This is a genomic window from Breznakia sp. PFB1-19 (assembly GCF_029893935.1).
GTDB classification, from domain to species: domain Bacteria; phylum Bacillota_I; class Bacilli_A; order Erysipelotrichales; family Erysipelotrichaceae; genus Breznakia; species Breznakia blatticola.
Genome location: NZ_JARXXJ010000042.1, coordinates 1 through 8829 on the forward strand (window position 1 = coordinate 1; position 8829 = coordinate 8829).

Here is an 8829-nt window from a genome sequence, read left to right on the forward strand (position 1 = left end):
CAAAAAAGTGTGGAAAATGAAAAAAATGTTACAGTCAAACAGGCTGAACAGATAAAGATAAAGGTAGTGCAAAATGATCTATTTTTTACACTACCATGACTATAAGGAGAGGAAGTATATGAAAAAAATTTTAGCCGCTTTAATGGTTTTTTCGTTGATGACTGGATTTGTCCAAGACGAACCAACTGAAGTAGAAACCCAAATACAACAAAATCAAATCGTAGTTGATGAAACTACATTTCCAGATGAAGCATTTAGAAATTATATAATTAACAAGTTTGATGGACGTACAACATTATATGATTATGATTTAGCGACAGAATACATATCTATTGAATATAATGAGTATCCTGTAAATGACTTTACTGGAATTGAACACTTTACAAAAATTAAAAAATTAGAAGTTTATGACTACCAAGGTGCAGTACTGGATCTTACAGGACTGAAAAGTACGAATTCATTCTGGGCTGGATATAATCCGGATGGAACACCATTATTTTTAGGTTACTCAATTGAAGTAATTCTATTTGAAGCACCAAATTTACATACTGTGCAGGTTAATGAAGATCCAGGAAATCAAATTGAATTAACAATTCGCGGATCAAAAACAGCTACGCTTGACGCAAGCCAAGTTTTAGGTTTGAAAGATTTATTTGTAGTTCGTTCCGATGCATCAACATTAAAAGTTAATGAAGGAATTCAACACTTACGTTTTGTATTGAAAGATATGCCAAACTTAGTAAATATTGAAGGAAAATTACATGCAGAAGAATTAATGATTGTAAATGCTCCAATTGCTAATTTAAATATTGATGTTGAGAACCTGTATACATTTGATTTAATTAACACAAATGTATCAGATAGTGAGTTATTAGCAAATGCACATAACCTTGAATGGTTACTTGTTGGTGGAAATAAATTCAGTTACTTAAATGTTTCTGAAGCTGCAAGTACTCGTGTAGATTACCATGACTACAGTGCTGCATATTATGATTATCCATTAATGTATGATTTCTTATTCTTGGCAGAAGATGATACAGATGGAACACCAGACATGTATGTGAACACGAATAAAGTTGCATTAACTGCAAAAAAAGCAGATGGTATGTACACAGTGAAAGTAGATAATATGGATATGGAACGTGTACTATTACCTGAAGATAGCAAGTGGGAAATTCTTGATGGAAATACGTTTGTATTAAAACAGGATACTTTAGAAGAACTAAATTACTATTACCGTGTTGTTGATCCATTTTCAATTGAAACAGGAATGAACTGCGGTGGTGGATTCCATGGACCTTCACAATTCATCCCTGACTACAAAGGACATGCTGGTTTACGTAATACCCATAAGTTTATCATGACGGAATTAACACCAGTCGAAGATCCAAAAGAGGAGCCTAAAGAAGAACCAAAAGAGGAACCGAAAGAAGATCCCAAAGAAGAGCCAAAACAAGAACCTAAGGAGCAACCAATAAAAGCTACAAGTATCGCAGTAGCAAGTAAAGCACCTAATACTGCAGATTACACAAATATGAGTTACTATTATGCATTACTTGCAATTTCGCTAATTTCTGTAGCAGCATTATCTGCTAGGAAATTACAAAAAGTAAAAAAATAGAATTAAATCGCATAAAGTAACGAAATTCTTTAATAAAAGAAAGAAACATAAAGTGCTAGTAAATATACTAGTGCTTTGTGTGCATTATTAATACCATGTGTGTGAAATTAAAAAGTAAGGAGAGAACATGAATATAGCAGTAAAAGTAATCACTTTGACTACAATACTGGTTGGAACAATCCTACCAAATACGGAAGGTTTTTTCACTAACCCAGAAGAAGGTGAAGTGACAAATACACAAACAAATGAAAATGCAAAGATATACAACGCTTTACCTGATAATTTAGATGCAGCATTTATTAATGTAATGAGTACATCAATGGATGAATATGTGACATTAGAGAATTACCCAAATGCAATGGATGTAAGACTCACAAATGTAACTGGAATAAAAGTATTAGATTTAAGCAAGAATTACAATATTAATCATCTTTGGATCGCAAGTAGCGATGTAGAGAAAGTTATATTTCCTGATTATGCAGCGATTCAGACTGTTGGCTTTATCAATAACATGAGTCTAGTAACTATTGAAGGGACTGTGGAACCATCAATTTTACATGTAGAAAATTCTGAACTAACTGGTGAAGGGATTATAAGTAATTCACTTCAAAATGTTGAATTGTATAATACATCGATTAGTAATCCGCTTTTCTTATATAATGCAAGTAATTTAGCGTATTTGAAAATTGGTGGGAATAAATTTCCATATTTAACTTTACATAAACAAATTATGAAGGCATTAAATTTTGAAGACTTAAGTTTTAATTTTGGAAATGAGTTTATTCGTTCAAATAAAATTAATGTTACCGCAGTAAAAAGTGAAGATGGTTATACAGTAAAAATTCCTGGTCTAAATATTGCACAAGTTTCATTACCAGCTGACTCGGCTTGGGTTAAGTATGGTTCGGAAACACTATTCTTAGCAGGTAGTGAACTTAAGGAATTGAACTATTACTACAATATTGCTAGTTGTAAGGATGAAGAGATTCCTCCAAAGCCATCTTCAATTGGAATATGTACACTATCTTCAACAGACGCACAAGGTGTTGAAGCAAATAAAGTTGGTTCTGATGCTGAAAACTGTGCAGATATGTTTATAGTAACAAAGATATCTGTGGAAGAACCTAAAGAAGAGCCAAAAGAGGAACCAAAAGAAGAGCCAAAAGAGGAACCGAAAGAAGAACCGAAAGAAGAACCAAAAGAGGAGCCGAAGGAACAACCTAAGGAAACACCAAAAGAGCAACCAAACACACAAAAACCAAGTGTTGCTCCAACAAAAAAGAATCCACCAATGACAAATGATACATCAAATGGAATGATGTATATGGTTATGTTGGGTACATCTGTACTTTTCATGATTCGTAGTAAGAAGTTGAGAAGTAATTGGAAATAAAATAAGAAACCTGGTGATTTATTGCCAGGTACTTTCATGTAAATATACTTTGATATTCAAAATATATTTACAAATGATTCAGATGATGGTAATCTAATGGCTAGTGAGGTATATGTATGAAAAATCTATCGACAAAACAAGTATCATATATGGCATTATTTTCAGTGCTTATTGCTGTAGGAGCATTTATCAAACTGCCAATTTCAATTGTACCTATTACATTACAAACGCTATTTGTTGTATTAGCGGGACTTGTACTAGGAAAAGTCTATGCACCAATTGCAGTTTTAGTGTATATATTGGTGGGACTCATTGGATTACCGGTATTTTCAACTGGGGGTGGTCCTAGCTATATATTTTATCCAAGCTTTGGGTATTTAATTGGTTTCGTGTTTGGTTCGTATGTTGTTGGAAAATTTGCAAGTGATAAATCAAATGTTGTTAAGAACTTTATAGTTTGTATTTTAGGGATGCTAGTAATCTATATATTTGGTGTTGGATATTTTGTCTTTATTCAATACGTATATTATGGAAAAGTATTTGAAGCTAGTTGGGTTTTATATTTTTTATTTCTTGTATATTTACCTGGGGATCTACTTTCTTGCTTTGTGGCAAGTTTACTGTATAAACGATTGCCAAGAATTCAAATGAAAAGAAAAGGATAAACAGACTTTTCATTTCTTGTGTGTCTAGAGTTTGCTATACTGAGTATAGAGCAATCACATAAGGGGGTCATATGGAAACAATAGGGATATTAAAAGATGTAGTAACTGTTGACGAACTTGTTACATATTTGCAAAGAAAGGGAAGCAATCGACTTGTATACACGCACTATACGACTCTAGCCGGACTACAAAACATTTTAAATAGTAAACGTTGGTTTCTATCACGTGGTGATAATGCAAGTATGAATGATCAACACGAACGGATGTATACCGGAAGCCAATTGCATTGGGCAAAAACCTACATCCTGTGTTTTAGTGCAAGCAGTAAAGAGAATATGGCAATGTGGGGACTGTATGGAATACCAGCAACACAAGCGATTAGTATTCGTATTCCTAGAAAAGCAATTCTTCAGTGGTTGGATTCAATAAAAACTGTAGAAGGCGTACGCTTTGTGGATGGAAAGCCAAGCTATACAAAACTAGCAAAACCAAATTCGTTAGTAATGCATGATGTTGCATATACTAGTGAAGATAATATACGTTTGCGTAATGAGAGGATTCCACATAAACAAGTACATGATTTTCGTTTGAATCATGAACAACTTACAGGCTACATTAAAGATGTTGCCTGGGAATATGAATATGAAGTACGTTTGCAAGCAAGTTATTTAGATGATATGAAATATACACATGTAGCATTACCGGTAACTGATGAACTAATATCTTCATTTGAAGTGATGTGTGGTCCAAATTTTACAGAAGAAAAGCAGCTAGTAAAATTACTGCAAACGCACCAAATAGAAAAACCAATTACATATAGTAAGTTTACGGATTTACTACGATATCGCTCACTATGCGATTTATGTGCATATGAATATAAACAAAAGAGTCTGTGATAGATAGGCATATTTAACCAAATCTGGAGCACAGCTCTTTTTTGTTGATTTGTTCCATTTGTTGTTCGACTTTTCAATAATGTATACATTATAAAACGTTCAATCTTATTTTAGGATAATTTTTGATTATCTATGTTTTTACTATGGTGTTTATACATATAAAAGCCAATTCCTGTAAACTGTACTTCTACATCTTTTTTAAAAGAAAATGATTTTGGTAGCACTATATATGCTTGGTATATGGTAGTATTTTTCAGGTAAGTACGCACAAACAAATTATGCTAAAAATAATGCCTAAACTCGAAAGAGAATAGGTATTATTTTTTTATTTGAAGCTATATTTAACGTCACAATTTCCATGGTTTTATGGCATATGTGGCTAGTGCGGTTTAGTTGGTAGAGAATAATTTCACGCGCATACTTAAGCAATTTTTTTCACCTATAAATCGAGTGTAAAAAATAGAATTATCTACAAGCATATCGCATGGTTGATTTGGCATTTTATGGCTACGAAATTCTATTTGACGTAATAAAATATAATAAGTGTAAATTATGTATAGTAAATGAGTATGACATAGAAAAACATATTAATGTCATGAAACTACTTGAAATAAAAAAAGTTCTTGCAATACAAGACAATAATTTTTTTATTTGATAATGTAAGGCTACAAATCATGTGACTAGTGAATTAGGGGTAGAAAAGTAGATAAAGATCAAATACACGGTGTGTATTTTTAGTCATTCGTTTATTTAATTTTGATGGAGTAATCGGAGGATTAACACCAAAATAAATCATAGTTTGTAATCTAATGAATGACTATCATTTTTGGTGTATCTCATTCATTGTGCATCATGTTGCAAATGCACTTGTAAATACAAAGGCAAAAAATAAATCACAATACGTACATGAGATGTCGTCGCTATAAAAATGGTATGGACTATAGATACAAAGAAATGTTTTTTCTCAAACTTTATGTTAGTTCTTCATTTTATCGTTTTGTGATAAGGAGAAATAAAAGGAAAAGCAAGAAACATTACAAGTAGAAATACAATAGTGATTCGTCATTTTAAGTGTTCTTTTTACTGAAGAATATCTTTGATGATAAAACTTTGTGATGAAAATTTAATTTTTTTTATAAAAAAGTGAACCTAAAAGTCGTCTTGTACGACTAATTTATTATTGGGCGAAGAAGAAAGGAGACCAACTATGGAATATTTGATTCTGGCAGTGGGAATATTTTCCATTCCTTTTGTCGTTACGTTTCTGGTTTTACTGGGACTCACGTTTATTGTGACGCTATTGGTGCGACGATTGCTCAAGTCAAAATATATAAAAGAACTTGCGTTGTCGAAAAGTGCCTATGAAGAGTTGGCAAATACGCTGGACTCGGAACATTGGAAGCATATGGGACAACTGGCTGCAACCGACAAAGACATCTTAGCATTAATGCAAAGCAAACAACTGGATACTCGTTACAAGGAGTTATCAAGAACGTTGGATGGATGCAACACAATGCTTGCTTCTCTCTATAATCGGCCTATTGATGATTATGACTTAAATGAAGCAAATGCATTGTTGTCATATATCAATGAGTTTATCGAGAATGAAGGTGAAAAGATTTACGCTTTACAAAACGATATGGAACAAGTATTGTTGCAAGCTAACAATTATAAACCAAGTGTAGCGTTGCAAAACGACCAACCTACTGCAGTAAAAGTTATGGATAAACAGGAGCAAGAGTATACAGAAATACAAAATAAAGTCGAGGGAGAACATGACATGATGAAATTTAACGATGAGAAATACAAAGAAAAATTTAAAGAACGCGTTGATGAATATTTAGAAGAAAATGAATCACAAGAAACACCAGTGAAACCAATCATTCCAGATATGCCTACAGAAAGTTCAGTATTTGCTAAAGGAATTGTGATTGATGGAAATGTTACCGTAACAACACCATTATTAGTGAAAGGTGAAATTCGTGGAAACTTAATTTGTAAAGAGCGTGTCGAAATTACAGAAGACGCATTAATTACCGGCGATGTTAGCGCTGCATCATTATGTTTAGAAAACGGGAAAATTGCCGGAAATGTAAATGTAGAACAAGACTTATATGTTGGCAGTGAAACATTCGTAAAAGGGAATATACAAGCAAATTCTATGGATATTCAAGGTTCCATTGAAGGGAATGTAACAGCGGATGGTGAAATTTCATTTTCACGTACAGCGATGATTATGGGTGATATTCATGCAAAATATATTGACATTGAAAAAGGTGCGAAAATCGCTGGTAAGATGAACATCGGTGAAAATCTAAAAGTACAAAGTCAAGAAGACAATTTATAGGAATGCATAAACTTCGAAGGATATTTTTAAAGGAACTTTTTTGCTTAAGTTGTTTATCTGTTTGTGTATTAAGCACAGTAATCGATAGTCATATGCCAACTGGAAACATCTATCAAGATCAAAATTTTTACTATCAAGAATTAGCAGATGGAACTATGCAAATTATACGTTATGTTGGAAAAGAAGCAGTTGTAAAAATACCAACAATATATAAGGGAAAACGCGTCAGTGCAATTGCTGAACAAGCATTTAAAAATAACAACGATATACAAGAGTTGTGGTTACAGGAGGATATAACATTTGTAGGAAATGATATCTTTTTGGGAAGCCAACAATTCGCAAGAATAAAAGTTCCATCAAAACGCTCCTCATGGTATGTAAAACAACTTGATGTAAGTGTTTTGGGTAAGGATGTAAAACAAATCATCATGGAAGAGGGAAATTGTCTGCAAATTCTTTTGAATCAGACAATAATAGACGAAAGTAACTTTCAGCAAGGCATTTTATATCAGCAAACAAAGATAGGCGATCATATTGAAATTGAACTCTCCTATAGTCGAAACGAAACCTATCAATATACAGCTGGAGCCTGGAAGCAAGTAACAATAAAACAAAATAATGATTTTTCATTTGATCATCAAATCACTTGGGAGCACATAGATGCAACTGGTCAACGTACACAGTTAGCAAGTGGCCCAGTATTGCAACTAGAAATCAATCATAAAGAAGTAGCAGGAGTGTATACCGCAAGAGATAACGGTGTACGTTGTTTTCAACTTCAACTAGATGTTATAGATGATCAAGAAACAAATAAACAAAATATTCCAACGGGTAGTAAAAAAACGTGGCACTTTTTTGCCATCATTTTAGGTGCTACAGGAATCTACGTGTATAGGAAACAAAGGAAATATTACCGTGTGTGAAGGTGGTGAATATATGCATCAATCAAATAAGCAAATTGAATTGCGAAACGACATTAAAAGAAATAAATGGAAACTTGAGGCGTTGAAATTATTGCGACTTGTTTTTTCATTGACCTTAGCCTTATATGTTTGTTTAACCTGTATTGTGCGCATCGTATATGTAGAAGGATCAAGCATGTATCCAAACCTAGAACATGGAGAAATTGGATTCACTGGAATTTTAACTCGATATCTTGGCGAAATTGAACGTTTCGATATCGTAACAACTTACGATCACAAGGAACAAAAAAATTTGACCAAACGTGTTATCGGTTTACCTGGAGAATCGATCCAGTACCGTGATGACACACTCTATGTGAACGGTGAAGTTGTTGATGAATACTTTCTTGATGAAAGTTATATAAATAAACAAACGAATAATGGAATTGAGACATTCACTAGTGACTTTGGGCCATTGGTTCTAGGTGAAGATGAATATTTTCTTTGCGGTGATAATCGAAGAGTTTCACGAGATTCTAGAATGTTTGGGGCAGTAAAAAGTAGTGACATTATAAGTAAAGGTTTATTTGTCATAGGCAAGTAAAAAATGTGTGAGTATATAAATTAAAAATACGGGGGATGATGTATGAGTGTGGATACAAACGGAAAAAATAGGGAACATAAAGAATTGGATATTAGTTACATCGAGCGTTTTCAAAATGGTGATATTGACGCGTTTAATACGATTTACGGTTTCTACAAAAATCCAATTTATTATTTTGGTTTAAAATTGATGCAAAATCAAGCAGATGCCGAAGAAGTGGTACAAGAAACGTTTTTAAGTGTATATAAAAATATCCAAATGTTAAAAAATCCAAAGAGTTTTCATGCTTGGATTTTTACGATTGCTTATAATAAATAGAGCATAGCTCTATTCGTGGGCATTTCCCCGCTGCTTGCGGCGTAGTGTCTTGTGTAATACAATGATTGTATTGCACAAGAGGT

8 protein-coding genes are annotated in these 8829 nt (G+C 33.1%); all 8 read left to right on the plus strand.

The features are described from left to right. The first annotated feature begins 118 nt into the window (after nucleotides 1–118). The 8 genes from M2098_RS11295 (at nucleotide 119) to M2098_RS11330 (ending at nucleotide 8746) form a co-directional block, all read left to right on the plus strand. Nucleotides 119–1621, plus strand: coding sequence for a hypothetical protein (locus tag M2098_RS11295; protein WP_280684554.1), 1503 nt, complete (start codon nucleotides 119–121; stop codon nucleotides 1619–1621). 127 nt (nucleotides 1622–1748) lie between these two features. Next, nucleotides 1749–3014 carry a hypothetical protein gene (locus tag M2098_RS11300; RefSeq protein WP_280684556.1) on the plus strand — a complete coding sequence of 422 codons (1266 nt, stop codon included), beginning with the start codon at nucleotides 1749–1751 and terminating at the stop codon, nucleotides 3012–3014. Nucleotides 3015–3130: 116 nt separating this feature from the next. After that, nucleotides 3131–3679, plus strand: a complete 549-nt coding sequence (locus M2098_RS11305) for a biotin transporter BioY (protein ID WP_280684558.1) — start codon at nucleotides 3131–3133, stop codon at nucleotides 3677–3679. A gap of 71 nt (nucleotides 3680–3750) precedes the next feature. Continuing rightward, nucleotides 3751–4575, plus strand: a complete 825-nt coding sequence (locus tag M2098_RS11310; RefSeq protein ID WP_280684560.1) for a hypothetical protein — start codon at nucleotides 3751–3753, stop codon at nucleotides 4573–4575. Nucleotides 4576–5782: 1207 nt separating this feature from the next. Continuing rightward, complete coding sequence (locus M2098_RS11315) at nucleotides 5783–6922, plus strand: polymer-forming cytoskeletal protein (protein ID WP_280684561.1); 1140 nt, start codon at nucleotides 5783–5785, stop codon at nucleotides 6920–6922. 92 nt (nucleotides 6923–7014) lie between these two features. Further along, the gene (locus M2098_RS11320) at nucleotides 7015–7845 is read left to right on the plus strand and encodes a hypothetical protein (RefSeq protein WP_280684563.1); all 831 of its coding nucleotides are present in this window, start codon (nucleotides 7015–7017) and stop codon (nucleotides 7843–7845) included. 13 nt (nucleotides 7846–7858) lie between these two features. Beyond that, a complete protein-coding gene (gene lepB / locus M2098_RS11325) occupies nucleotides 7859–8428 on the plus strand; it encodes a signal peptidase I (RefSeq protein WP_280684565.1) in 570 nt (189 codons plus the stop codon). A 42-nt stretch (nucleotides 8429–8470) separates the two neighbouring features. Further along, nucleotides 8471–8746: a sigma factor gene (locus M2098_RS11330; RefSeq protein WP_280684567.1), complete on the plus strand. Its 276-nt coding sequence runs from the start codon at nucleotides 8471–8473 to the stop codon at nucleotides 8744–8746. The last annotated feature ends 83 nt before the right edge of the window (nucleotides 8747–8829 follow it).

What these genes read in the sequence shown, in the direction of transcription:
- M2098_RS11295 (WP_280684554.1), top strand. Translation starts at nt 119, where the DNA reads ATGAAAAAAATTTTAGCCGCTTTAATGGTTTTTTCGTTGATGACTGGA.
- M2098_RS11300 (WP_280684556.1), top strand. Translation starts at nt 1,749, where the DNA reads ATGAATATAGCAGTAAAAGTAATCACTTTGACTACAATACTGGTTGGA.
- M2098_RS11305 (WP_280684558.1), top strand. Translation starts at nt 3,131, where the DNA reads ATGAAAAATCTATCGACAAAACAAGTATCATATATGGCATTATTTTCA.
- M2098_RS11310 (WP_280684560.1), top strand. Translation starts at nt 3,751, where the DNA reads ATGGAAACAATAGGGATATTAAAAGATGTAGTAACTGTTGACGAACTT.
- M2098_RS11315 (WP_280684561.1), top strand. Translation starts at nt 5,783, where the DNA reads ATGGAATATTTGATTCTGGCAGTGGGAATATTTTCCATTCCTTTTGTC.
- M2098_RS11320 (WP_280684563.1), top strand. Translation starts at nt 7,015, where the DNA reads ATGCCAACTGGAAACATCTATCAAGATCAAAATTTTTACTATCAAGAA.
- lepB (WP_280684565.1), top strand. Translation starts at nt 7,859, where the DNA reads ATGCATCAATCAAATAAGCAAATTGAATTGCGAAACGACATTAAAAGA.
- M2098_RS11330 (WP_280684567.1), top strand. Translation starts at nt 8,471, where the DNA reads ATGAGTGTGGATACAAACGGAAAAAATAGGGAACATAAAGAATTGGAT.